Consider the following 24083-nt stretch of genomic DNA (forward strand, 5'->3'; position numbering starts at 1 on the left):
TCAGTAACCCAGGGCGATGCCATCCTTGCGCGGGTCGGAGGCGCCGATCAGCACGCCGCGCTCGTGGTCGATCAGGATCGCCTGGCCGCCGCCATGCGGACTGTGGATCGGGCAGCAGGAATGGCCCATGCGCTGCAGCTTCTCCACCAGCTCCATGGGAATGCCCCGCTCCACCTGCACCTTGCCGCCCAGCGGGAAGAGGCGCGGCAGGTCCAGCGCCTCCTGCGGGTTCAGGCCGAACTCGAAGTGGTTGGCGAGGAAGAGCGTCTGGCCCATCGGCTGGAAATGGCCGCCCATCACGCCATAGGGCATGAGCGCGCGGCCGTCCTTCATCACCATGCCGGGAATGATCGTGTGCATGGGGCGCTTGCGCGGCGCGATGCAGTTCGGGTGCCCCTCCTGGAGCCGGAAGCCGAAGCCCCGGTTCTGCAGCATCACGCCGCTCCGCTCCGCCAGGATGCCGGAGCCGAAGCCCTCGAAGAGCGAGTTGATAAAGGAGCAGGCATTGCCGTCCTTGTCCACCACGCAGAGATAGACGGTGTCCTTGTGCCTCGCCCAGTCCGCCTCGCCCGGCGGAGGCAGTTCCGGCAGGGCGCGGTCGTCGCGGATCTGCGCCCGGATCGCGTCGGCATAGGCCCGCGAGGTCAGGTGCCCGACCGGCACCTCGGCCTGGGAAGGATCGGCGAGGAAGGCGTCGCGGTCGCGATAGGCGAAGCGCGCCGCCTCGATATGGCGGTGCATGCGTTCGGCGGAAAGCGGGCCGCCCGGCGGGGCCTCGAAGCCGCCCAGGATGTTCAGCAGCATCAGCACCAGCATGCCGGAGCCGTTGGGCGGGCACTGGTAGACCTCCATGCCGCGCCATTCCGTGCGGATCGGCTCGACGAACTCGGCCACCGCCTGCCCGGCGGAGAAATCCTCCTCCGTATGCGTGCCACCCGCCGCGCGCAGGGTCGCGACCATATCGGCCGCCACGGCACCGGTGTAGAAGCCGGCCGCACCCTGCTTCGCGATCGCCCGCAGCGTCTCCGCCAGCTCCGGCTGGCGGAACACGTCGCCCACGCCATAGGGCTGGCCGTCCTTCAGGAAGCGCCGGGCCGTGGCCGGGTGCTTCCGCAGCTTCTCGGCGGCGAGCTCCCAGTCATGCGCCACGCGCGGCGTGACCGGATGGCCTTCCTCCGCCCACCGGATCGCCGGTTGCAGCACCGCGTCCAGCCCCAGCTTCCCATGCGTGCGGGACAGCAGGTCCCAGGCCGAGACCGCGCCCGGCACCGTCACCGAATGGGCCGAGGTGTTGACCATCGCCGTCAGCCCGGTGGCGCGCAGCGCCTCCGGCGTCGCACCGGCCGGGGCGCGGCCCGAACCGTTCAGCGCCACCACCTTGCCGGTGCCGGCCGGGGCGTAGAGGCAGAAGCAGTCGCCGCCGATTCCCGTGCTCTGCGGCTCGATCACCGCCAGCACCGCCGCCGCGGCGATGGCCGCGTCCATCGCATTGCCGCCCGCCCGCAGGATATCGACCGCCGCCAGCGTGGCGGCGGGCATCGAGGTGGCCGCCATCCCATGGGTGGCGATGGCCGGGCTGCGGCCGGGGCGGTGGAAGTCACGGTTCACGGCGGGGAATGCTCCTGGCAACGAGCCTGGCGTCGGGCCGCCGGGATGCGGCCGCGCATGTCACGGCGGACGCTGGCACGGCCCCCGCGCGACGGCAACCATGCAGGCCGCGTGCCGCGGCCTCTTCCGCTGCCGGGCAGGCTCGGCTAGGCACGGGGGCATGGACGCAACGGCGACGATCGAAGACTTCACGAAGCTCGACATCCGCACCGGCACCATCGCCCGGGCGGAAGCCTTTCCGGAAGCCCACAAGCCCGCGATCAAGCTCTGGGTCGATTTCGGCCCGGAACTCGGGATCAGGCAGAGCTCCGCCCAGATCACCGTGAACTACGATCCCCATGGCCTGGCTGGGCGCCAGGTCATCGCCGTCGTCAACTTCCCGCCCCGCCGTATCGGCGGCTTCGCCAGCGAGGTTCTCGTGCTCGGCGTGCCGGACGAGAACGGCGATGTCGTTCTCCTGCGCCCCGACACGCCCGTACCGGATGGCGCCCGCATGTTCTGAGGAACCGGTCCATGGCCGTCCCCCGCTACTACACCGTCTCCTGGGACCAGCTGCATCGCGACGGCAAGGCACTGGCCTGGCGCCTGGTCGACAAGGGCCCGAGCGGCGGCCCCTGGAACGGCATCGTCGCCATCACGCGCGGCGGGCTGATCCCCGCCGCCATCGTGGCGCGCGAGCTGGACTGCCGCCTGATCGAGAGCGTCTCCGTCGTCACCTATGACGAGGAGGAGCGCGGCAAGCCGAGTGTCGTGAAGATGCCGGAGGCTGCCGGCGACGGCGAGGGCTGGCTGATCCTCGACGACCTCGTGGACACGGGCACCACCGCCCGGGTGGTGCGGGGCCTGCTGCCCAAGGCGCATTTCGCCACGATCTACGCCAAGCCCGCCGGCAAGCCGCTGGTGGACACCTTCGTCACCGAGGTGAGCCAGGACACCTGGATCCTCTTTCCCTGGGACACCGAGCCGCAGTTCGTGGCCCCCATCGCCAAGAGCGCGAAGGCCTGACCCTGCCTGTCCCCAGCGGGCCTTTCACACAGTCCTGAAAGGCGGGTCCGTTCGGGGGCCCGCCTTTCGCTTTTCCGGGTCCGGGGGTCTTTCCGGGCCGGGACAGCGGGGCAGCCGGCGGCGTTGCTGTCGTATTAAAAACTTTCGTGAGTTTAAAAATTATCTCATAAGATGGACAAGTCTTGTGTATCGTTTCCAGGCTAGCTTCCGCTATAGCCACGATCCATGATGAAAACGGGTCAGGAGGATGGTCCTGGAGCCAGCCTCTTCCCCAAGGAAGACACGAAAAGGAGAGCAATGGTCGCCCCCCTGATCACCGTTTCGGTCCCCACCTACCGGCGCCCGTCCCTGCTGCTGCAGTGCCTGCACTCCGTCTTCCAGCAGAACTACCGGCCGTTGGAGATCGATGTCAGCGACAACTCCTCCACCGACGAGGCGGAGCAGCTGATCGCCGGCCTGACGCCGCCGGAAGGGATCACCATCCGCTACTGGCGGAACGTGCCCGCCTCGAACCTGGTGGGCAACATCAACAAGCTCTTCGCCGAGGCGCGGGGCGAGCGGCTCCTGGTGCTGCATGACGACGATGCCCTGCTGCCCGGGGCGATCGAGGCGCTGGACGAGGCCTATCGCTCCTCGCCCGACGTGATCTGCGCCTATGGCATCCAGGAATGCATCACCCCCTTCGGCATGATCTCGCCAAAGGATACCGAGACCCACAGCAAGGTGGGCAACCGGACCTCCGAGTACAGCGGCCTGCACTACGACCTGCTGGTGCGCGCGCTGTGGCGGCAGGTGCCCTGCGACGGCTTCCTGATCGACACCCGGGCGGCGCGCCAGATCGGCTACCGCAGCATGGAGCTGGTGGGGCTGCAGCTCGACACGGATTTCGGCATCCGCCTGTCGCAGGCCTTTCCCGGCAAGGCCTTCTATTTCGTGGACCGGAAGACCTCGCTCTACCGCCTCTCCCCGGAGGGCCTGCGGGAAACGGGGGCGAATGTCAGCAGCAAGATCTACGACGTGCTGGAAGCCCTGCCGAACCTTTCCCCCGCCGAGATGGCGGCGCGGGACCGGCTGATGCACCAGATCGCCGCCGAATCCGTGGTGGAGCACGCCATGAGCCGGCGGCGGAAGAAGGCGTTGCACATCTTCTTCTCCCGCTACTACCGTCAGGGCCAGAGCCTGATGAAGTCGGCCTATCACCTGGGGCTGATCGCCACGCCCAGGCTGCGCGCCGTGCGCTACATCCGCTCGGCCTGACCCCGCCCACCGGCCGCGCGGCATCCGCCCGCGGCCGGTGCCGACCCCAGACCGGCGCACCAGCCGGCGCCGCTACCCGGCGACGGTCTCGGGCGAGACCAGCACCTTGTCCACGCGCCGCCCGTCCATATCCACCACCTCGAACTGCCAGCCGGACCAGGCGATCCGGTCGCCCTCCTTGGGCACGCGCTGCAACAGCGCCAGCAGCAGGCCGGCCACGGTGTGGTAGCTGCCCTCCTGCGGCAGGGTCGGCAGGTCCAGCCGCGCCTTCAGCTCGTCCGACGGCATCATGCCATCCACCAGCAGGGAGCCGTCATGGCGCTCGACGGCGCCCTCGGCCGGCTCCGGCTCCGGCTCCGCTCCCAGTTCGCCGACAATGGCCTCCAGCAGGTCCGAATCCGTGACGATGCCCTCGAAGGAGCCGTACTCGTCCATCACCAGCGCCATGCCGATCTTGTCGGTGCGCATCCGCTCCAGCGCATCCAGCGCCGGCAGGGTGTCAGGCAGGACCAGCGGCTGGCGCATCGCCTCGGCCAGCGAAAGCGGGTGGCCGGCCAGCAGCTCGTCCAGCAGGTCCTTCACCGCGACCACGCCGACCACGTTGTCCACCCGGCCATCGGCCACGACATAGCGGGACACGCCGCCCTCGCGCACGCGGGTCCGCAGCTCCTCCGGGGTCTCGCTGCGATCCAGCCAGACGACCTCGTTGCGCGGCGTCATCAGGGCACGGACCGGCTTGTCGGCAAGGCGCAGCACCCGCTCGATCATCTGCCGCTCCTCACGTTCCAGCGCCCCGGCCTCGGCCCCCTCCGCCACCACGGCCTTGACCTCCTCTTCCGTCACGGAGGTGTCGGTGGGCTGGGTGGCGCCGAGCATCCGCAGCACCAGGGCGGAGGAGGAGGAGAGCAGCCAGACGGCAGGCGAGGCGATGCGCGAGATCAGCAGCAGCGGTGCGGCGAGGCGGCTCGCCACCACCTCCGGGTTCCGCAGCGCCAGGGTCTTGGGCACCAGCTCGCCCAGGATCAGCGAGAGATAGGTGATGAGCAGCACCACCACGCCAAAGGCGATGTCGTCCGCGTAAGGCGCGAGGAGGGGCACCTTCGCCACCAGCGGCTCCGCCGTGGAGGCAAGCCGGGCGCCGCCGAAGGCGCCCGCCAGGATACCGACCAGCGTGATGCCGATCTGCACCGTGGGCAGCATCCGCTCCGGGTTCTCGGCCAGGGACAGGGCGGTGGCGGCCCCCTTCACCCCGTTCTTCTGCAGGCCTTGCAGGCGCGCCCGGCGGGAGGACACCACCGCGAGCTCGCCCATCGCGAAGACGCCATTCAGCAGCACCAGCAGGATGATGATGCCGATTTCGATCAGGACGGACATGATGGCGCATCTTGTAGGGGAGGATGACGGCCAGCGATAGCGCCATGCCGTTTCGGGGCCCGTTTGTTCCGCCGCGAAAATGCCCCATTTGCGGCCGACCCGCGCCGCAGGAACGGGCGTTCATGGTCGGTGAGACGCGGCCCCGGATTCGGCCGCGCCGTCCGGAACGGCCGGGCGGCGCGTCGCCCGGGACGGGGGCCGCAAGACGCCGGACACAGCATGAACGCGAGCCCGATGGGACAGGACTGGCCCCCCCGCCCGGCCACCCCGCCCGCTTCCACCGCCAACCCGCACCCGAGCCGCACGGACCGCCCCGGCCGCGGCCTGTCACGGCAGGCCGCCACGCTGGCGGTACTGGCGCTGGTGGCGGTCGCGCATCTGGGCGCCTGGTGGGCCTGGAACCGGCCGGTCGCCATGCCGGATTTCACCGGGCGAGTGGAGGGCTTCGCCTTCGCCCCCTACCAGCGCGGCCAGAGCGCCGAGGGCGACAACCAGCCGAGCGCGGCCGACATCCTGCGCGACCTGCGGCGCGTCGCCCCGATGACGGACCGCATCCGCACCTATGCCGCCTCGAACGGGCTGGAGCGCATCCCCGACCTCGCATGGCAGGCCGGGCTCGACCTGCGGGTCACCATGGGCTCCTGGCTGGACAAGCGCCTGGACCGCAACGCCGCCGAGATCCGCAACCTCGTCCAGACGGCGCGCGAGGCCCGCAACGTGGACCGCGTGCTGGTCGGCAACGAAGCCATCCTGCGCGGCGACCTGACCGTGCCGCAGCTCGTCGGCTACATCCGCCAGGTGAAGCGGCAGGTGCGCCAGCCCGTCTCCACCGCCGAGCCCTGGCATGTCTGGGTGGACCATCCGGAGCTGGGCCAGGCGGTGGACTTCATCACCATCCACCTGCTGCCCTACTGGGAGGGGCTGCCGGTCGATGACGCGCTGCGCTTCTCCATGGAGAAGTATCAGCAGGTGAAGGCGATGTTCCCGAACAAGCCGGTGCTGATCGGCGAGATCGGCTGGCCCTCCGACGGCGTGGCCCAGGGCGCGGCGCGGGCGAGCCGGGTGAACCAGGCGATGTTCCTGCGCAAGTTCTTCCGCATCGCCGACCGCGAGAACCTCGACTACTTCGTCATGGAGGCCTTCGACCAGCCCTGGAAGGCCAGCTTCGAGGGCCGGGCCGCCGGCTACTGGGGCATGATGGACCTCGACCGGCAGGAGAAGTGGCCGCTGACCGGCGCGGTGCAGGAGAATCCCGGCTGGGCCGGCTGTGCGCTGGGCGGCAGCCTCGCCGCCTTCCTCGCCAGCTTCTTCTTCCTCGCCCGCCGCCCGGACATCCGCCCTGCCGGCAAGCTGATGATGGCCGGCCTTGCCCAGCTCGCGGTGACCGGCGTGGTCGCGGTGGTGCTGGCGATGTCGGAGACCTACCTCTCCCCCGCCGCCGCCGTGGTCTGGGGCGCGCTGATCCTGGGCCAGCTCCTGCTGCTGGCGCTGCTGCTCTCCGACAGTTTCGAGCTGGCGGAAACGGTGTTCGGCCGTGTCGCGAAGCGCCGCTGGCCCGCTTTGCCCGCCGCCGACACCGCCGCGATGCCGAAGGTTTCCCTGCACCTGCCGATCTGCAACGAGCCGCCGCAGATGGTGCGCCAGACCCTCGATGCCCTGGCGGCGCTCGACTACGAGAATTTCGAGGTGCTGGTGGTGGACAACAACACCACCGACCCTGCGGTCTGGGAGCCCGTGGCCGAGCATTGCGCGCGCCTCGGCCCGAAGTTCCGCTTCTTCCATCTCGGCCGGTGGCCGGGCTTCAAGGCGGGCGCGCTGAACTTCGCCCTGCGCGAGACCGCGCCCGATGCCGCGGTGATCGGCGTGCTGGACAGCGACTACCTCGTCCGCCCCGACTGGCTGCGCCGCATGGTGCCCTTCTTCGACCGCCCGGAGGTCGGCTTCACCCAGTCGCCGCAGGACTACCGCGACGGGCACGAGGGCTGGTTCAAGCGGATCATGTTCTGGGAGTATGCCGGCTTCTTCAAGGCGGGCATGGTCACGCGCAACGAGCGCAACGCCATCATCCAGCACGGCACCATGACGCTGATCCGGCGCTCGGCGCTGGAAGGCGCGGCCGTGGACGGCAAGGCCTGGGCGGAATGGTGCATCTGCGAGGACAGCGAGCTCGGCCTGAAGCTGATGCGCCAGGGCTGGGAGGCCGTCTACGTCCCCGACAGCATGGGCCGCGGCGTGATGCCGGACGACTTCGCCGCCTACCGCAAGCAGCGGCACCGCTGGGCCTTTGGCGCGGTGCAGATCGTCAAGGGCCACTGGCGCGCCCTGCTGAACCCCTTCGACCGCTCGCTGACCCAGGGCCAGCGTTTCCACTTCGTGATGGGATGGATGCCCTGGTTCGGCGACGCGCTGGGCCTGGCCTTCGTGATCGGCGGCCTGTTCTGGTCGCTGGGCCTGACCCTGCTGCCCCTGACCAACGAGCTGCACTATGCCGGGCTGCACGCCTGGGTGCTGCAGCATCTCGGCCTGGGCGAGGGCTTCTGGCTGGCGCTGCGGGCGGTGCTGCAGGGCGTGGGCCTGTCCAACGAGTTCCCGATCCTGCTCTTCATGCTGCCGAGCCTGGGGCTCTTCGCCTTCAAGCTCTTCCAGATCTGGACGCTCTATGCCGCGCGTGTCGCCTGCGGCGCGGGCGACCGGCTGGCGGCGGCGCTGGGCGGGCTGGCGCTGACCCACACCATCGGCAAGGCGGTCTGGCAGGGCTTCTTCAAGCGCCGGGCGCATTTCGCCCGCACGCCCAAGATGGAGAACGCCCCGGCCCTGGTGCAGGCCTTCGCCACCGCGCGGGAAGAGTTGATCCTCATGGGCCTGCTCTGGGCCGCTGCGCTGGGCGTTACCCTGGTGCATCGTGGCGGAACCTGGGAGGCCCTGCTGTGGACCGTGATCCTGCTGGTGCAGTCGGTGCCCTACCTGGCCGCCGTCTCCATGGCGGCGGTGGCCGCCCTGCCCTCTCCCGCCCTGACGCAGGGCGTGCCGGGCGCCGTCGCGGCCACCTCCACGGCCGGCCATGCCGTCGCCCGCGCAGCGGCTGAATAAGCCAAGGATACGCGCCTCGGGCGGCTGGCGGGCTCCGCCGGCCGCCCGGATTCTGGGGCTGGCCGGTCTCGTGCCCTTTTTCGGGCTGGCCATGCTCTCGCTGTCCGGCGAAGCCTGGGCGCGGCCGCCGCTGCTTCTCTACGGCGCCACCATCCTCTCCTTCCTCGGCGCCATCCATTGGGGCGTCACCCTGCGGGCTCCGGAAAGCGAGGCGGGCTGGGACTGGCCCCGCCTGACGCTCGGGGTCCTGCCGCCGCTGCTGGCCTGGGTCGCGCTGTTGCTGCCGCCCTACTGGACGGCCCTCCTCCTCATCCTCGGCCTGATGCTCACGGTGATCGTGGAATCCTGGGCGGCCCGCGTCCACGCCGTCGCGCCGCGCAGCTGGCTCCGCCTGCGCTGGTTGCTGTCGATCGGCGCCTCGTCCTCGCTTTTCTTTGGTGTCCTGCTTCTATTATGAGATTGATTCCATAATTTGAAACGTCTATAGCGTGGTTCCTGTCCGCTCCGCTCCTTTGGAGGTCCCATGCCGGATGCCGAGGTGATCCCTTTTCCCGTCACCCCGATGCGGCGCCTCGAAAGCGCCCTGCAGAGCCTGGTCAAGGCGCAGGAGGAGCAGCGACGGGCCGTCCAGGCCTTCCAGGATTCCGTGGCCCAGCTCCGCACCCAGACCACCCTGCTGCGCGAGAGCGTGCGGGACTTCGACGAGGAGCTGCGGCAGCTCGGCCAGGAAGCCCGGCGCGCCCATGCCGCCGCCCTCACGCTGGAACACACCGCCGGGCGTCTCTGAGAGCGCCCCCGCCGCCAGAAAAGGTCAGACCGGATGGCCTGCACCCTCGGAGGGAAGCCCTTTCGCGGCAGGAAATACCGCCGCGGCGGCGTGCAGCCCCTCGCGCGGGGATGACTCCCTTTCTTCCTGGGCCTATCTCGGAGGTGGAAGCATTGTTCCACGAGGTGTGCCCGCCATGAGCCATCCCCTGATCGCCCAGCTCGAAGCCGCCCGGATCGTGCCCGTGGTGCGCACCAAGAACACCGCCCACGCGGCCACGGCGGTCGCCTGGCTGCGGGAGACGGGCATCACCGTCTTCGAGATCACCATGACCGTCCCCGGCGCCGTGGACCTGATCCGCGAACTCGCGGCGGAGCCCGGCCTGCTGGTCGGCGCCGGCACGGTGCCGGATGCTGCCACGGCCGAGGCCTGCCTCGCCGCCGGGGCGCGTTTCCTCGTGGCGCCCTGGGTCGATTCCAGCCTCGCTCCGCCTTGCCGCGAGGCCGGCGCCTGCCTGATGCTGGGCGCCGTGACGCCGACCGAGGTGCGCGCGGCCCTGGCCGCCGGGACGGATGTGGTGAAGGTCTTCCCCGCCGCTTCCGCGGGCGGGCCCGGCCATGTGAAGGCGCTGCGTTCGGTCTTCCCGCAGGTCACCTTCTGCCCGACCGGCGGCATCGATTCGCGCAACGCGCCGGACTATCTGGCGGCCGGCGCGGCCTTTGTCGGCATGGGCGGCAAGCTGGTGGACGAATCCCTGATCGCCAAGGGCGACCGCGCGGCGGTGCAGGACGCCGCCCGCGCCGCGCTCGGCATCGTGCAGGCCTGACGCGGATGGCCGCCGAACTCCTTTGCCTGGGCGAGCCGATGTGGGAGCTCAACCAGCAGTCCCGGGCCGCCGACGGCCGCCCGCTCTACCTGGAAGGCCATGGCGGCGACGCCTCCAACGCCGCCATCGCCGCGGCACGGGCCGGGGCCTCGGTGGGCTTCCTGGGCGCCATCGGCCAGGACCGCCCGGGCGACAGCTTCATGGCGCTCTGGCAGGAGGAAGGCGTCGATACCGCAACGGTGCTCCGCAGCGCCGACGCGCCGACCGGGCTCTACATCGTCACGCATGGCGCGAAGGGGCACGAGTTCACCTATTACCGCAGCGGCTCCGCCTCGGCCCGCTACCGGCCCGAGGACCTGCCGGAAGATGCGATCCGTGCCGCGCGGATCCTGCACCTGACCGGCATCAGCCTGGCGATCTCCTCCAGCGCCTGCGACGCCGCGCTGCGGGCTGCCGCGATCGCGCGGGAGGCCGGGGTCCAGGTCTCGGTGGACACCAACCTGCGCCTGCGCCTCTGGCCACTGGCCCGCGCCACCGCGATCACCCACGCGGCCATCGCCATGGCCGACATCGCCCTGCCCTCCTACGACGATGCGACGCATCTGACGGGGCTGGACGATCCGGACGCCATCGCGGATTTCTACCTGAAGCTTTGCCCGCTGGTGCTGCTGAAGCTCGGCAAGGAGGGCTCCATCGTCGCGACGCGCGAGGGCCGGACCCGCATTCCCGGCCGGGTGGTCGAGGCCGTGGATGCCACCGGCGCGGGCGACACCTTCGCCGGCAATGTACTGGCACGGCTCCTGGCCGGCGACGGGCCGGAAGAGGCAGCGCGCTACGCCAACGCCGCGGCGGCACTCGCGACCACCGGCTATGGCGCGGTGGCACCGATGCCGCGGCGGGACGAGGTGCTGGCCTTCCTGAAGCAGGGCTGAAGCCGGAGCGCCTCTCCGCCCCGGTCAGGCGTCAGCCTTCGCGCAGGCTTTCCAGCCGCTGCCGCAGCGCCATGTCGTGCGGCAGCAGCTCCACCGCGGTGGCACAGGCCAGTTCCGCCTCCACCGGACAGCCCCCTTCCTCGAAGAGCCGACTGAGATGTGCCTGGAGGCCGCCGTTCCGCGCGGCGCGCCCCATGGCATCCGCCAGCGCCGCCTCGGCCTCCCGGCGGAAGCCCGGCTCCTCCAGCAGCGCCGCCAGCGGCAGGAGGTCGCCGCCATGGCCTGTGATCTCGGCGGCAACGTCGGTCACCACGGCCCAGGGCTGGATGCCCGGCCGCAGCAGGCCCGGCGCGTTCTCCAGCAGGAGGTTCAGCTCCTCGTTGGCGCTGCCGGGGCCCTGCCAGATCAGCGCGTTCTCCGGCTGGCCGACCAGGCTCAGCGCCGCCGCCAGAAAGGAGGCACGCCGGTTGCCCAGGGCCTGCAGGGCCCGGCCCATGAGCAGCAGCCGCCCGCTCATGCCGATGCCCTCGGGTGCCGGCAGGTCCTGCCGCGCCAGGGCCATGGCGCGGCGCATGTCCCCGGCCTGGAGCGCCTCGTCCGCCTCCAGGGTCCGCAGTACATAGGCAGCCTGGGGGCCGAGCGGTGCCGGGCCGGCGGCGGCCTCCCTCAGCACCGCCATCACTTCCTCCACCGACAGCAGCCCGTCGGGCGCGAGGCCGAGCTGGGAGGTCATGGGCCGCACCGTCAGCCCCGCCCCCACCAGCCAGTCGTGCAACTCGCCATGGACTTCGCGCCAGCTTCCCTCCGTCGCCTTGCGGAAGGCGTGCGGGAAGAACCCGGCATAGATGTCCAGCGCCTCGCTGGACCCGGCGGCGAGCTGGTCGCCCGCCGCGCCCTCGCGGAAATGGTCGGTGAAGAGGTCGCGCGGGCCGGCGGAAAGGAGGAGGGGCAGGTCCACCCGGTGCAGCGCCTTGTCGGGGCGGAGCCGCAGCACGGCGTCGAAGCGCGCGCCCTGCTCCTGCTCCAGATCGCGCTTCATCACCCCGGCCTGGAAGACCTTGTAGAACTGCCGCAGCGTATAGGGGTCGGTGCCATGCGGCGCGCCGTCCGGGTGGCGCTGGCGGTTCTCGTAGAACCCGAAGGGGAAGGCATCCTCGACATGGATGCGCGCCGGGCCGACCGCCGCCTCGATGGCCTCCCGCGTCACGGTCTCGCTTTCCGCCCGTTGGGCCAGATGGCGGCGCAGCGCGGGAAACACCTCGAAGAAGCGCTGCGACTTCCATTCCGCCGGCAGGGCGCGCAGCAGGCCCGGTGGCAGCACGAGATCCAGGCGGCTGGCATTCATCGGACCGCTCACCTTCGCCCCGCGCTCGCGCCAAGTGGCGACGACCACGCTCACCTCCGCCTGCTCCCGCAGGGTACGCAGCCAGCCGAGCCCGCTCTCGAAGCGCCGCATCTGGCCGCTGAGGCATACGCAGATCCTCGGCCGCGCCGCAGTCATCCCCACCCTGTCCCATCCTCCACGATACGGCCCGTCCGTTTCCGGCGAGCGCACGCCATTGTCTTCGGCGGCCGCTGATCCACGGAACCCGCGGCTGGCGCATCGGGTTTCGTGGCAAGAACCCTGGCCGGCCGATGCTGCGGCATCGCCCCAACGGCAAGGATGCCCGCCGTTTTGGGCGTCCTTCGGAAAACATCAAGACGGCAGCGGTGGCAGGATCTCCGTCATCCGGTTGGGCGAGGCCGGCACTGGCCCTCCCGGCACCCCTCCAGCGGCGTACAGGTGACAGATGCCGCCGGGGGCTTACGCCCTCCCATCACAGTGACCATCTTGGCGGGGTGAGCAGATTCGTCGGACGGGCGCTGGGGCCGGATGGCCAGGTGGCCCATGCCCTTCCTTTCACCCCCGCCTCCATACCGCCCGTCCCGCCCCGCGTGCTGCTGGCGGCCTGGGACAGTGCGCGGGAGGGTGCCGCCCTCGGGCTGCGCGGCCCTGAGCGCGCGCTGTTCTTCGCCGCCGAGGATCGCGCGGCGCCGGATCCGGTGCGGCTGGACCTGTCCGATCCCGACGCGCGCTGCTGGGCGGAGGCGATCGACCTGACCCTTGGCCTCGGCACGGTGTCCGGCATGGCGGTGCTGCTGCGGCTGCTGGCGCTGCTGGATGCCATGGGACGCCTGCCCTGGCTGCGCGGCATGTTCGAGATCAGCGCTGGCGAGGCCGAACTCCACCCGGCGCTCCTCGGGGCGGCGGCCGAGCTCCCCCTGGACCCGGCCGCCAGACTGGACGAAACCAGCCTGCGGCGCCGACTCTCACGGCTGCCGGCCGGAGCCCGTTCATGAATTACCGATTCCTCGCCCTTGCCCTCCTGCTTCCCGTTCTGGGGGCCTGTGCCAGCACGCCCGAGCGCAGCAGCGACCAGCGCCAGGATGAGGCAAGGCTCGCCGCCTGTCGCCGCGATGCCGAGCGGGCCATCCTGTTCCGCGACCGCGGCCAGACCATGCGCAACGACGAGCTGGATGCGAGCTCCGGCGTGCAGAGCTATCTCGGCATCCGCAACCAGACGGACCGGCTTGGTGCCACCTTCGAGCGCAACCGTATGGCCGCGGCCTGCGCCCGCGACGGCGCGCCGGATGCCAGCGGTGCCGCCCAGGGCCAGGCTAATCCGACCCCGTCCGGCGCGGCGGCACCCGCCACGCGCTGACTCGGCCGGGAGGAAGCCCCGCAAGGGCCTGTCGCGTCTCCGACGACGGGCCCTTCCCCCTGGCGATTTTCCCCGGCGATTTCCCTGGCCGCCGATCTGCTCTAGGACACCCTCCGTCCCGACCACGAGACGAGGAGAGGCTCCGCGATGAGCAAGATCACCCGCCACGGCAACAACCCGGTGCTGTCCAACGCCGTCGAGTACCACAATTTCGTGTTCCTGGCCGGCGTCACCGCCGATGACCTTTCCCAGGACGTGGTCGGCCAGACCAAGCAGATCCTGGCCCGGATCGACGAGCTGCTGGAAGCGCACGGCACCGACAAGACCCGCCTGCTCCAGGCCCAGGTCTGGCTGAAGGACATCCGCGACCGCGACGCCCTGAACAAGGAGTGGGTGTCGTGGCTGCCGGAAGGCGGCGCGCCGGTCCGCGCCTGCGTGGAAGCCAACATGGCCGACCCGCGCCACCTCGTGGAAATCATGATCACCGCCTGCCGCTGAGGCGGCGCGGCGATTCAGCCGTGTGGAACGCTGTGGCGGCTCAACCGCCACAGTGTGACTTTGGCAGTGTTGCCATGGGTCACATAGGACTATCTTCTCTATCGGCACCGCTTGCGAGCTATGCCCCCGACAAATCACACCAATTCCGCACACACATTGCTCTCACGGATTGGCGAGGATGCAACCCTCCGGTACCGCCTCCACACCGGCATCGGTGATGCCGGTTCCTGGGTGGGGCCAGGATTAGCAATGGGTTACCGGCCCGTCGGGCCAATCCGTGGGGGGGTCATGCGGTTCAGGTCTTCGGCGATCACTGTCACGGCGCTCTGCGGAGCGCTGGTCCTTGCCCTTCCGGGTGGTGCGGAAGCGGCACAGCAGAAGGGCGCGAAAGCTGCCCGGCACGGCACCACGGCGCATGTCGCCAAGACGCTGAACGCCACTCCGAACTTCCGCAGCGCATCGCTGAAGGCGCGTTCCTTCCGTGGCCCTGAGGGCCGCGACGAGGGCACGGTCCGCAACGCCATGTTCACCGGCAGCATCTCCTGCGTTCCCTATGCCCGCATGGTCTCGGGCATCCAGGTCACCGGGAACGGCTATCAGTGGTGGGGCAACGCGGCGGGTCTCTACGAGCGCGGCCAACGCCCCGAGCCCGGCTCGGTGCTGGCCTTCCGCGCCTCGGGCGGCATGCGCCTCGGCCATGTGGCGGTGGTGCAGCGGATCGTGAACAGCCGCGAGATCGAGATCGAGCACGCGAACTGGGAAGGCCCGGGCATCCGCAAGGGCACGGTGATGCGCAACGTTTCGGTGATCGACGTCTCGCCGCGCAACGACTGGACCGCCGTCCGGGTGCAGATCGGCCGCAGCGACGAGAGCTTCGGCCGCGTCTATCCGACTTATGGCTTCATCCACAACCGCCCGATCGGCGCCTCCCCGCGCATCAACTACGCCCGCTCCCAGGGCTTCGAGGAAGTGGCCGAGGCCCCGGCCTCGAACCGCCCGCTGGACATCACAGTGCGCAACACCGGCCGCTGAGCGACGGCCGGCCTCCTTTCCTGACCCTTATAGGTTTCGCCTTCCTTTGCCCGCGGGACTATCCTCGGGAAACCTTCGCGCCGGCCCCGATGTTGCCGGCACGTTGGTTTCAGGAGGATGGCCATGAGTGGAACGACGCCTAGCGACACCCCGGCTGGCGGCGCCGGCATCTCCCAGATCCACGAGATCATGTCCTCCCTGATGGGAGGACGCACGGACAGCGCCGGCGTGCAGCAGCTGGTGGACCGGCTGCGCCAGGGCGGCATGCACAGCCAGGTGGAATCCTGGGTCGGGACGGGCGAGAACCAGCCCGCCGACGGCAGCTCCATCGAGCGGGCCTTCGGCAGCTCTACCATCGACAATGTCGCTTCCCGCTTCGGGATGACGCACCAGCAGCTCGTCTCCCTTCTGGTGATGGCGCTGCCGATGGTCCTGAACTACCTCACCCCGAAGGGCAAAGTTCCGGCCAACGAGGCGGAAATGCCCCAGGGTGGGTTGCAGGGCGGGCTGGGCGGTATTCTCGGCAGCATCCTGGGCAGCCTGGGTGGTGGCGCCACGGCCGGCAACACTCAGCCCGGCACTCCTGGCCAAGGTGGCCAGGGCGGTTCGGCCGGGGACATCGTGGGCGGGCTGCTGCGCTCCGTGCTGGGCGGCCATCGCAACGGCTGAGAACGGCTTTCCGGACCGCCGGCCTTGCGGCTGGCCGGCCCGGGCCTTCTTCACCCGTGCCGTGGGCTTCCCGGCGGCATCGCCTCGTCGGCGGACGGCGCGCTGCCACCGCGGGGCGGCACCTTCGCCGCGATCAGTGCACGGCGGATCTCGGCCTCGGCCTTCTCCAGCTCGCCCGCCGCCGCGAGGCGCCGGTTGCGTCCTTCCTCGGCGATCCGCAGCGAATCCTCGATCGTGCCGATCAGCGCCGCATTCGCCTGCTTCAGCGAATCCATGTCCACCACGCCACGCTCGATCTCGCCCCGCACCTGGGCATTGCCCTGTCGCAGCGCCTCGGCATTGGCGATGAGGAGCTTGTTGGTCAGGTCGGTCGCCGCCTGGAGCGCGCCGCCGGCCTCCCGCATCCGCTGGATCGCCAGCGCCTGGGCGAGCTGCGCCCGCCAGAGCGGAACGGTGTTGGCCAGCACCGAATGGATCTTGGAGGCCAGCGCCTTGTCGTTCTCCTGGATCAGCCGGATGCCCGGCAGCGCCTGCATGGCGATCTGCCGCGTCAACCGCAGATCGTGGATGCGCCGGTCCAGCTCGTCCCGCGCTGCCCGCAGGTCGCGCAGCCGCTGCGGCGCCAGCGGGTCCTTGGCGACCTCCGCCTCCCATTCCGCCTTCGGCACCGTCTCGGTATCCGTATGGGCCAGCACCTGCTCGCCCGCCTCGATATGCTCGGCCAGCGAGTGGAACCATTCCAGCGTGGCGCCGTAGAGCCGCTCCAGCCGCTCCACATCCTCCATCAGCCGGGTGCGGTGGCCCTGCAGCAGGTCGCCCGCCGCCTCGACCTGTCCGCGCACGCTCTCATAGCGTTGCAGGATGCCGACCGTGCCGCTGCTCGCCCGCCCCATCAGCCGGGACAGCAGCCCGGGCTTCTCCTCGCCGCCGCCCGGATCGAAGCCGCGCAGATGCGCCAGCAGCCCGGACAGCGCATCGCCCGCCTGCCCGGTCGCGTCGTTGCGGGAGGCGCCGAGCATGGCATCCGCCGCCACCGTGGCCTGCCGCTGCGCCTCCTGGCCGAAACGCAGGATCGAGGAAGGGTCGGCCAGATCGATCTGGCGGGCCAGCTCCGCCGCCCGCGCCGGAACCGTGCGCTGCTGCGCCTCCGATGGATCGCTCATGCCACCCCTTCCTCCCGAAGCCTCTGCCGCAGCACCGTCACCTGCACGTCCAGCGCCTCGGTCTCGGAGGCACGCAGCCGTTCCGCCGCCTGCGAGGCGGCCCGCTCCACATCGCTCATGGCCGCCGTCAGTTCGCGTGGCGCGACGGCGCCGGCGGAAAGCCTTTGGGCGATGCGCTCCAGCCCGTCCAGACCCAGCACCAGCAGGCTGCGCGCCTGCCCCGCCATGGAGGGGCGCAGCGCCATCTCCCTCAGCAGCCCGCGCAGCGCCAGGACGGCCCCGGCGAGGCGCGTGTCCGTGCCTTCCAGCACGGCCAGCCGGCGGGCGAAGGGCTCCAGCCCGGCATCGCCCTGATAGGGCTCCGGCTTCTCCTCGCGCAGCCCCTCATAGGCGAGGCGCAGCCCATAGGCCGCCGCCAGCCCAAGCAGAACGGCCCCCACGGTGCCCGTGCCGCCCGCCAGCGCCGCCGCGAAGCCCGTGCCCAGCCCCAGCGCGGCCATGGCACGGCGCCGGTCGCCATGCTTCGCGCGGCGCAGCAGGGCCACCGTCAGGCCCGTGCCCGCCAGCCCGGCGAGCAGGCCGAGGATGGTCCGCGACTGGCCGCTGGCCAGGGCCAGCAGCAGCGCCGGCAGCATGGGCAGCGCCATGACCGGAAGGGCGAGGCCGCGCAGGGCCTTGCGATAGGTCTCGGGGAGCATCAGCGGGGCGCCATCAATGGAAGATGCGGATGATGGCCTGGACCAGGGTCAGCACCGACACGAAGCCCAGGCTGGCCAGCATCAGCGCCGCCCCGGCGATGCGCCGGGCGGGGACCTGGAAGGGCTTGGGGGCCAGAGGCGGGCGGTTCGGGATCATCGCAGCGGAAAGATGCGGACCCCTGCCCCCGTCTTCAAGCCGTGTCTTCAGCGCCGCTGCGCCCGCGGGTCCAGCGCGTCGCGCAGCCCGTCGCCCAGCAGGTTGAAGCTCAGCACCACCAGGAAGATCGCCAGCCCGGGATAGATCGCCATCCAGGGCGCCTGGCTCAGGAAGCGCTGCGCCGCGTTCAGCATGGAGCCCCAGGAGGGTGCCGGTGGCTGCTGCCCCAGGCCGAGGAAGGACAGCGAGGCCTCGGCGATGATGGCCTCGGCGATGGCCAGCGTCGCCTGCACCAGCAGCGGCGGCACGATGTTCGGCAGCACATGCACCACCGCCGTGCGCCAGGGCGGGTTGCCCAGGGCGCGCGCCGCCTCCACCCATTCGGTGGCCTTCGCCTCCATCGCCATGCCGCGGGCCAGGCGCACGAAGATCGGCGCGGCGGAGATGGCGATGGCCAGCATCGCGTTCTCCAGCGCCGGGCCCAGGAAGGCCGCGAGCGCGATGGCCAGGATCAGGAAGGGCACGGAAAGCATGGCGTCCGTGATGCGGGAGATCAGCGCGTCCACCCAGCCGCCCGCCAGCCCGGCCAGCATCCCCAGCGGCACGCCCACCGCCAGCGCCGCCGCCACGGAAAGGCCGCCGGCCATCAGCGAGGTCCGCGCGCCCCAAAGGGTGCGGGACAGCACGTCGCGCCCGTTCTCGTCCGTGCCGAACCAGTGCGCCAGCGAGGGCGGCTTGCGGATCAGAGACCAGGAGGTGGCGGTGGGGTCATAGGGCGCGATCAGCGGCGCCAGGATCGCCCCCAGCACGAAGAGCACGATCACGGCGAGGCCGAAGACCGCCAGCCGGTGCCGCAGGAAGCGGCGCATCGCGCGCCGCCCCGGGCTGTCGCGGCGCGCAGGGGCGGGGTTCGCGGCGGCGCGCGGGCGGCGGACGGAAACGCCGCTCATGCCGCGCGCAGCCTGGGATTGACGAGCATGTAGAGCAGGTCCGAGAGCAGGGAGAGCAGCACGAAGATCACCGCCGTCACCACCACCACGCCCTGCACCACCGGATAGTCGCGGTTGAAGACGGCATCCACGATCAGCTTGCCGAAGCCGGGGATGGTGAAGATCTGCTCCGTCAGCACCGCGCCGGCCAGCAGCTTGCCGAGTTCGATCGTGCCCAGCGTCACCACCGGGATCAGCGCGTTGCGCAGCGCGTGCTTGGCCACCACCACCCGTTCCGGCAGGCCCTTGGCGCGGGCGGTGCGGACGTAGTCCTGCCCCAGCGCGCCCAGCATGGCGGCGCGGGTATGGCGCATCAGCACGCCGGCGATGGAATTGCCCAGCACGAAGGCCGGCATGATCGTGGTGGCGAGCGACTGCCGCCAGTCCTCGGTCAGCGGCACGTAGCCGGAGGGCGGCAGCCAGCCGAGCTGCACGCTGAAGAGCAGGATCATCATGATCCCCAGCCAGAAGTTCGGCGTGGAGATTCCGGCCAGGGCCAGCCCGTTGGCGATCCAGTCCAGCGGCCGGTCGCGCTTCACGGCGGAAAGCACGCCGAGCGGCACGCCGATGGCGACGGCGATGATGAAGGCCATGGCGCCGAGCTGGAGCGTCACCGGCAGCTTCTGCAGGATCAGCTCCGTGACCGGCTGCCGGATGCGCCAGGAGAAGCCGAGATCGCCGTGCAGCAGACGGAACAGCCAAGCGAGGTACTGTTCCCAGACCGGCCGGTCGAGCATCAGCTCCGCCCGGATCTGCGCCAGCACCTCGGGGTCGCCGCGCTCCTCCCCCGCCATGATCAAGGCGGGGTCGCCGGGCATGAGCTGCTGCAGGCCGAAGACGAAGAGACTCAGGATCAGCAGCGTGGGGACGACCTGCCCCAGGCGCCGCAGCAGCCAGCCGAACATCGCGCGTCCTTACGAGAGGGTGAGGTCCTGCACGCGGATCAGACCGTCCGGATGGGGCCGGAAGCCGCCGACGCGGGTGGTATGGGCAGCGATGTTCTTGATGTACCAGAGGTAGGAGCGCGCCTGGTCCTTGTCCACCGCCTGCTCCCAGAGCTGGCGGTACAGGTCCTTGCGCTTCGCCTCGTCCATCTCCTGCCGCTGGGCATCGAGGATCCGGTCGGCCTCGGCATTGCTGTACCTGCCGTCGTTCTGCGGACCACGGCTGTGCAGGAAGGCCCAGCTGTTGCCGTCCGGATCGGGGCGACCCGACCAGCCGCTGAAATAGAGCTGGAACTCGCCGCGCACCGCGGCGGCCAGGCCGGAGGCGAATTCCACCGCCTTGATCTTCAGGTCGAAGCCCGCCTCGGAAACCATGGACTGCATCACCTCGGCCACCTGTCGCGCCTCGGGGTTGTTGGCGACCATGATCTCGACGCTGAGCGGGGCCTGCACGCCTGCTTCCTTCAGGAGCTGCTTCGCGCGGGCGACATCGCGCGCCGGCACCTTGCGCGCGGCGATGTGGTAGGGCGAGCTGGGTGTCACGGCCTGGGTGGCAGGGGTGAACATGCCCTCATAGACCACCTGGATGAGGGCCTCGCGGTCCAGCGCGAGATCGAAGGCCCTGCGCAGGCGGACATCCTGGCCGATCGGCATCCGGCTCTGCTCGCCATTGCCGATATTGTAGGTGATGCCCCAGTAGCCGAGCCCGTCCGTCGCCGCGACCTTCAGGTTCCGGCTACCCTGGATCTCCTTCACATCCGTGGGCGCGACGCTTTCCACGAGGTCGAGCGTCCCGGAGCGCAGGTTGGCGACGCGCACCGTGCTGTCCACGATCACCTGATAGGTGATGCGGTCCAGGTGGATGCGCTTCGCATCCCAGTAGTCCGGGTTGCGCTCGACCACGATGCGGTCCTGCGCCACGCGCTCGACGAAGCGGAAGGGGCCGGTGCCCACCGGCTTCGCGCCGAAATCCTTGCCCGCCGCCTCGGCAGCCCTGGGCGACAGGATCATGCCGGCACGGTCGGTGAGCTGCGACAGGAAGGCGGCGGAGGGTTCCTTGAGCCGGATGCGGACGGTCTTCGGGTCCACCACCTCGATGGTCTCCATCGTGCCGATCTCGCCACGGCGGAAGGAGCCCTGCATGGTCAGGTGGCGCATCAGCGAGTAGCGTACCGCCTCCGCATCCATCGCCGTGCCGTCGTGGAACTTCACCCCCTCGCGCAGCGGGATCAGCAGCGTCCTCGGGTCCTCCCAGCTGTGGCCCGTGGCGAGCTGCGGCACGATATCCAGCCTCTCGTTCACGTCGAAGAGCTTGTCGAAGAGGCTGGCGAAGACGATGCGCCCCATCAGGGAGCGCGCCAGCGTCGGGTCGAGGATGTCCGGGTCCTCGCGCAGGCCGAGGCGGAAATGCTTCGTCCCCTGCGCCTTCGCCGGGCGCGCGCCCAGCGAGGCGGCGGCCATGGCGCCGAGGGCCAGCGGCGCGAGGCCGCGCCGGGTGATGGCAGGGTTCATGCGGCGTCTCCCGTGACGTCGGTGCGGTCGAAGAATCGTTGCAGCCGGGCCTGCCGCTCGCCCGTGGCACGGCGCTCGCGCAGCGGCAGGACCGGCGGCAGCCCGTTCTGGAAATGGCAGGCGGTGCGGCGCAGGGAGGCCTCGGTGGCCCCCGCCAGCGCCGGGTCCTGCCGCGCGCAGATCTCCTTGGCATGCGGGCAGCGCGTGTGCAGCCGGCAGCCGGAGGGCGGCGCGAGGGGGCTCGGCAGGTCGCCCGGCAGCGGCGCGCCACCGCCGACGCCGGGCACGGAGGCCAGCAGCGCCCGCGTATAGGGGTGGCGCGGATCGTCGAAGATCGCCTCGGCGGGCCCTTCCTCGACGATGCGGCCGAGATACATCACCGCCACCCGGTCCGCGACATGGCGAACCACGGCGAGGTCATGGCTGATCAGCACGAAGCCCAGCCCCAGGTCGCGGATCAGCTCCTGCAGCAGGTTCACCACCTGCGCCTGTACCGAGACGTCCAGCGCGCTCACCGGCTCGTCGCCCACGATCAGCTTCGGCCCGCTGGCCAGGGCCCGCGCGATGGCGATGCGCTGGCGCTGCCCGCCGGAGAATTCGTGCGGCCAGCGGTCGGCATGGTCCGGCCGCAGCCCGACGCGGGCCAGCAGCTCCTCCACCCGCGCGCGGCGCCGCGCCTTCGGCACGAGGCGATGGATGCGCAGCGGTTCCTCCACCGCCTGCCCGACCGTCATGCGCGGATCGAGGCTGGCATAGGGGTCCTGGAAGATCATCTGCATCCAGCGCCGCTGCGCGCGCAGGCGGCGGCCGCCCATCCGCGTCAGGTCCTCGCCGCCGAAGCGGACGATGCCGGCATCCGGCTTCTCCAGTCCCAGCATCAGCCGCCCCAGCGTGGACTTGCCGCAGCCGCTTTCGCCCACCACGGCCAGCACCTCGCCCGCCGCCACGGAGAGCGAGACGCCGTCCACCGCATGCACCGCGCCGCGCCGCTGCCCCAGCGCGCCGCGCACGGGGAAATGCCGCACCACGCGGTCGAGTTCGAGCAGGGTCTCGGTCATGCGGCGTCCAGGAACTGGTCCAGTGGCGTTCGGTGGCAGGCGGCGCGGTGCCCGCCGCCGAGGTCGATCAGCGCCGGCGTCACGTCGCAGGCGGCGATGCGGAAGGGACAGCGCGGGGCGAAGCGGCAGCCGGGCGGCGGCGCCATCAGGTCGGGCACCGTGCCCTCCACCGTGGCCAGCCTGCCGCCGCGCGGCCCGTCCAGCCGCGGCGCGGCGCCGAGGAGGCCGACCGTATAGGGATGCTGCGGCGTGTTCAGCACCTTCGCCGCCGGTCCCTGCTCCGCGATGCGGCCGGCATACATCACCACCACCTCGTCCGCATGGTCGGCGACCACGCCCAGGTCATGCGTCACCAGCAGCACCGCCGTGCCCGTCGCGGCGCGCATCTCGTCCAGCAGTGCCAGGATCTGCGCCTGCACCGTGACGTCGAGCGCCGTGGTCGGCTCGTCGGCGATCAGCAGGCGCGGCTGGCAGGCGAGCGCCATGGCGATCATCACCCGCTGCCGCATCCCGCCGGAAAGCTGGTGCGGATACTGCGCCGCGCGCCGCGCCGCATCGGGGATGCGCACCGCATGCAGCGCGCGCACCGCCATGGCCGCCGCCTCGCGCCGGCCCATGCCGCGATGCTGGCGCAGCGCCTCGGCCACCTGCTCGCCCACGGTGAAGGCGGGGTTCAGGCTGGTCATCGGCTCCTGGAAGATCATCGCCATGGCGCCGCCGCGCAGGCGCCGCTTCTCCTCCGGCGGCAGCTCGGCGATCTCGCGGCCCTCCAGCCGGATCGTGCCGTTCAGCCGCGCGGTCTCGGGCAGCAGGCCCATCACGGCGAGCGAGGTGACGGATTTGCCGCAACCGCTCTCCCCCACGAGCGCCACGGTACGCCCCGGCGGCACGGTGAAGGAGACGCCATCCAGCACGCCCAGCGGCCCGCGCTCGGTGGCGAAGCTCAGGGAAAGGTCGATGACCTCCAGGACCGGGAAGACCGGCGGGGCCGCGCTCACGCGCCCTGCGCCTTCTCGATGGCCGCGTTCAGCACCGCCCGGTCGAAGACGCCCGGATGTTCGCGTCCGTTCTCGTCGTGTCCCGCCATGAAGCGGCGGAAAAGCGCGAAATGCCCGCGTGAGACGGCATGGAGGCGCCGCAGCTCCGCCAGCGGGTCGGGATGGTCGTCCACGCGGATGTCCAGGTCGGGATAGGGATCGCGGCTGGCCACGAGCAGCGCCGCGGACTGCCGTCCGCGCTTGTCGCCGCCCTCGGCCTGCCCGGCCTCCAGCGCCAGCAGCAGCCGTTCCGCCATGGGCTGGCCGGCAGTGGCCAGGAAGGCGTCCCGCGTCGCCTCCACCACGCGGGGCCCGGCCAGCATGTTGCCGGCCACCGAGACATCCGGCCCTGCCACATGCCCGGCCCAGCCCACGCAGCCACTTCCGGTATGCCGGGCGCTGCCGCCCTCCGTTCCTCCGGCCGCTGCCAGGATGTGCAACTGCCTCGCCTCGCGCCCCGGATCGCCCGCGGTCACGGCCGCCAGCACCTCTCCGGCACCGCCGCCCGCCCGCAGCCCGTCCAGGGCCTTCTCTCGTAGCATGGGGTTCACCAGCGCCTGGCTGGCGACGGCGCCGAGGCGTCCCTCCACCCGCAGGCAGAGCGCGCCGACGGCGAAGAATTTGGTGGCCACCGCCGCGCCGAGCTCGCCGGTCTCGGGGTCGCGGGCCAGGATGCTCCAGGTCATGCCGTCAGGTTTGCACGCGCCATGCCAGGATGGGCAAGATGCAGACGGCGCGGCAGTCGGGTTGAGGGAAGAATAATCAC

At 70.9% G+C, this 24083-nt stretch carries 25 protein-coding genes; 13 read left to right on the forward strand and 12 right to left on the reverse strand.

The genetic code is table 11. The features are described from left to right. Positions 1-1554: a gamma-glutamyltransferase gene (gene ggt / locus CTJ15_RS09245; RefSeq protein ID WP_099782125.1), complete on the reverse strand. Its 1554-nt coding sequence runs from the start codon at positions 1552-1554 to the stop codon at positions 1-3. Positions 1555-1768: 214 nt separating this feature from the next. Here ggt and CTJ15_RS09250 point away from each other — a divergent pair, with 214 nt between their 5' ends. From CTJ15_RS09250 to CTJ15_RS09260, 3 genes are all read left to right on the forward strand, one after another. Then, positions 1769-2110 carry a tRNA-binding protein gene (locus tag CTJ15_RS09250; RefSeq protein WP_075821510.1) on the forward strand — a complete coding sequence of 114 codons (342 nt, stop codon included), beginning with the start codon at positions 1769-1771 and terminating at the stop codon, positions 2108-2110. Positions 2111-2121: 11 nt separating this feature from the next. Further along, positions 2122-2613, forward strand: a complete 492-nt coding sequence (gpt, locus tag CTJ15_RS09255; RefSeq protein WP_019459890.1) for a xanthine phosphoribosyltransferase — start codon at positions 2122-2124, stop codon at positions 2611-2613. 297 nt (positions 2614-2910) lie between these two features. After that, complete coding sequence (locus CTJ15_RS09260; protein ID WP_075821509.1) at positions 2911-3870, forward strand: glycosyltransferase family 2 protein; 960 nt, start codon at positions 2911-2913, stop codon at positions 3868-3870. Positions 3871-3942: 72 nt separating this feature from the next. Here the strand turns inward: CTJ15_RS09260 and CTJ15_RS09265 are convergent, their stop codons facing one another. Beyond that, on the reverse strand, positions 3943-5244 hold the full coding sequence (locus CTJ15_RS09265; protein WP_019459892.1) for a hemolysin family protein: 1302 nt from the start codon (positions 5242-5244) through the stop codon (positions 3943-3945). Between the two features lie 234 nt (positions 5245-5478). Here CTJ15_RS09265 and CTJ15_RS09270 point away from each other — a divergent pair, with 234 nt between their 5' ends. From CTJ15_RS09270 to CTJ15_RS09290, 5 genes are all read left to right on the forward strand, one after another. After that, positions 5479-8334, forward strand: a complete 2856-nt coding sequence (locus CTJ15_RS09270; RefSeq protein WP_075821508.1) for a glycosyltransferase — start codon at positions 5479-5481, stop codon at positions 8332-8334. 70 nt (positions 8335-8404) lie between these two features. Continuing rightward, positions 8405-8791 (forward strand): DUF3429 domain-containing protein, encoded by a 387-nt coding sequence (locus tag CTJ15_RS09275; RefSeq protein WP_216348579.1) that lies wholly within the window; start codon positions 8405-8407, stop codon positions 8789-8791. 81 nt (positions 8792-8872) lie between these two features. Beyond that, positions 8873-9121, forward strand: a complete 249-nt coding sequence (locus CTJ15_RS09280) for a hypothetical protein (RefSeq protein WP_151904039.1) — start codon at positions 8873-8875, stop codon at positions 9119-9121. Positions 9122-9296: 175 nt separating this feature from the next. After that, complete coding sequence (locus CTJ15_RS09285; RefSeq protein WP_075821507.1) at positions 9297-9926, forward strand: bifunctional 4-hydroxy-2-oxoglutarate aldolase/2-dehydro-3-deoxy-phosphogluconate aldolase; 630 nt, start codon at positions 9297-9299, stop codon at positions 9924-9926. Positions 9927-9931: 5 nt separating this feature from the next. Beyond that, on the forward strand, positions 9932-10858 hold the full coding sequence (locus tag CTJ15_RS09290) for a sugar kinase (RefSeq protein ID WP_075821506.1): 927 nt from the start codon (positions 9932-9934) through the stop codon (positions 10856-10858). Between the two features lie 31 nt (positions 10859-10889). Here CTJ15_RS09290 and CTJ15_RS09295 read toward each other — a convergent pair whose 3' ends face one another. Continuing rightward, a complete protein-coding gene (locus CTJ15_RS09295; RefSeq protein ID WP_019459898.1) occupies positions 10890-12314 on the reverse strand; it encodes a hypothetical protein in 1425 nt (474 codons plus the stop codon). A 383-nt stretch (positions 12315-12697) separates the two neighbouring features. Between CTJ15_RS09295 and CTJ15_RS09300 the strand changes: the two genes are divergently transcribed. The 5 genes from CTJ15_RS09300 (at position 12698) to CTJ15_RS09320 (ending at position 15759) form a co-directional block, all read left to right on the forward strand. After that, the gene (locus CTJ15_RS09300; protein WP_085977391.1) at positions 12698-13198 is read left to right on the forward strand and encodes a hypothetical protein; all 501 of its coding nucleotides are present in this window, start codon (positions 12698-12700) and stop codon (positions 13196-13198) included. Next, positions 13195-13560 carry a hypothetical protein gene (locus tag CTJ15_RS09305; RefSeq protein WP_075821505.1) on the forward strand — a complete coding sequence of 122 codons (366 nt, stop codon included), beginning with the start codon at positions 13195-13197 and terminating at the stop codon, positions 13558-13560. Before CTJ15_RS09300 ends, CTJ15_RS09305 begins: the two co-directional genes overlap by 4 nt. A 147-nt stretch (positions 13561-13707) precedes the next feature. Beyond that, positions 13708-14058 carry a RidA family protein gene (locus tag CTJ15_RS09310; protein WP_019459901.1) on the forward strand — a complete coding sequence of 117 codons (351 nt, stop codon included), beginning with the start codon at positions 13708-13710 and terminating at the stop codon, positions 14056-14058. 288 nt (positions 14059-14346) lie between these two features. Beyond that, positions 14347-15090: a CHAP domain-containing protein gene (locus tag CTJ15_RS09315; RefSeq protein WP_099782126.1), complete on the forward strand. Its 744-nt coding sequence runs from the start codon at positions 14347-14349 to the stop codon at positions 15088-15090. Positions 15091-15213: 123 nt separating this feature from the next. Next, entirely contained in the window at positions 15214-15759 is a 546-nt protein-coding gene (locus tag CTJ15_RS09320) for a YidB family protein (RefSeq protein WP_019459903.1), read from the forward strand. Between the two features lie 50 nt (positions 15760-15809). Here CTJ15_RS09320 and CTJ15_RS09325 read toward each other — a convergent pair whose 3' ends face one another. The 9 genes from CTJ15_RS09325 to CTJ15_RS09360 are packed head-to-tail and all read right to left on the reverse strand — an operon-like array spanning position 15810 to position 24003. Continuing rightward, entirely contained in the window at positions 15810-16922 is a 1113-nt protein-coding gene (locus CTJ15_RS09325) for a toxic anion resistance protein (protein WP_019459904.1), read from the reverse strand. Beyond that, positions 16919-17620, reverse strand: coding sequence for a hypothetical protein (locus CTJ15_RS09330; RefSeq protein ID WP_019459905.1), 702 nt, complete (start codon positions 17618-17620; stop codon positions 16919-16921). Before CTJ15_RS09330 ends, CTJ15_RS09325 begins: the two co-directional genes overlap by 4 nt. A 13-nt stretch (positions 17621-17633) precedes the next feature. Beyond that, complete coding sequence (locus tag CTJ15_RS24330) at positions 17634-17777, reverse strand: hypothetical protein (protein ID WP_019459906.1); 144 nt, start codon at positions 17775-17777, stop codon at positions 17634-17636. 47 nt (positions 17778-17824) lie between these two features. Next, complete coding sequence (locus CTJ15_RS09335; protein ID WP_019459907.1) at positions 17825-18727, reverse strand: ABC transporter permease; 903 nt, start codon at positions 18725-18727, stop codon at positions 17825-17827. Then, positions 18724-19671: an ABC transporter permease gene (locus tag CTJ15_RS09340; RefSeq protein ID WP_019459908.1), complete on the reverse strand. Its 948-nt coding sequence runs from the start codon at positions 19669-19671 to the stop codon at positions 18724-18726. The genes CTJ15_RS09335 and CTJ15_RS09340 overlap by 4 nt, the downstream gene beginning before the upstream one ends. A gap of 9 nt (positions 19672-19680) precedes the next feature. Beyond that, a complete protein-coding gene (locus CTJ15_RS09345; RefSeq protein WP_099781506.1) occupies positions 19681-21222 on the reverse strand; it encodes an ABC transporter substrate-binding protein in 1542 nt (513 codons plus the stop codon). Beyond that, positions 21219-22280, reverse strand: coding sequence for an ABC transporter ATP-binding protein (locus CTJ15_RS09350; protein WP_019459910.1), 1062 nt, complete (start codon positions 22278-22280; stop codon positions 21219-21221). Before CTJ15_RS09350 ends, CTJ15_RS09345 begins: the two co-directional genes overlap by 4 nt. Continuing rightward, positions 22277-23278: an ABC transporter ATP-binding protein gene (locus tag CTJ15_RS09355; RefSeq protein ID WP_019459911.1), complete on the reverse strand. Its 1002-nt coding sequence runs from the start codon at positions 23276-23278 to the stop codon at positions 22277-22279. The genes CTJ15_RS09350 and CTJ15_RS09355 overlap by 4 nt, the downstream gene beginning before the upstream one ends. After that, entirely contained in the window at positions 23275-24003 is a 729-nt protein-coding gene (locus CTJ15_RS09360) for a DUF1028 domain-containing protein (protein WP_019459912.1), read from the reverse strand. Before CTJ15_RS09360 ends, CTJ15_RS09355 begins: the two co-directional genes overlap by 4 nt. Positions 24004-24083: the final 80 nt, after the last annotated feature.

The organism is Roseomonas sp. FDAARGOS_362 (genome assembly GCF_002754815.1).
GTDB lineage: Bacteria > Pseudomonadota > Alphaproteobacteria > Acetobacterales > Acetobacteraceae > Roseomonas > Roseomonas mucosa.